Annotated in this window: 1 pseudogene; it reads right to left on the reverse strand. The window is 69.8% G+C overall.

The features are described from left to right. Positions 1-615 (reverse strand): annotated as a pseudogene (locus ZRA01_RS20430) (HD domain-containing protein); the annotation flags it as partial. Between the last annotated feature and the right edge of the window lie 20 nt (positions 616-635).

Here is a 635-nt window from a genome sequence, read left to right on the forward strand (position 1 = left end):
AAGGAGCGCCAGGTAATGGGCTTCCGGCACGATCACCCGGTGCTGGGCCCGGGCCGCGGCGATCCACTCGAGCACCGTATGCTTGTGGCCCAGTAGTGCCCCGCGCTCTGTCATCTCATAGCGGCCCCGCACCGGATTGAACTGGTACTCCTCCGCCTTGCCCGCGTCGTGCAGCAGGCTCCCGGCGATCAACACCGGCAGATGCACCTCCGCGTGATGGCTGCCGAGGGTCCGCGCCCGCTCGGCGACTTCCAGCGCATGGCGGAAGTTGCCGTTGCGGCCGTTGTGATGCCCCTGCAGCGAACTCGGCCCCTCAAGATAGCGCTGGAAGCGCCGCGGATCCCAGAACACCGCGTTGAAGAGATGCTGCAGCGGCCGGCCCAGGCCCTCCCAGAAACGCCCCGCCCGCGCGACGAGTTCCCGGTCCCGGACCCAGGCGTGGGGCACCGTGTCGAAGGGATTGAGGCTCGCCTCGGGCCGTTCCAGCTTCACCAGCCGCGCGATGCGGATCGCCCCGAGCGTGCTGGTCGGCCGGCCGAGCCAGCGGATCGACACCAGGCTGCCCGCGGTCAGCCGGCTGTCCGGATGGCGGCACAGCCACTCTACGCGCAGCACCGCTCGCTCATGGAAGACGA

Origin of the sequence: Zoogloea ramigera (assembly GCF_006539865.1) — a bacterium.
Lineage (GTDB): Bacteria > Pseudomonadota > Gammaproteobacteria > Burkholderiales > Rhodocyclaceae > Zoogloea > Zoogloea ramigera.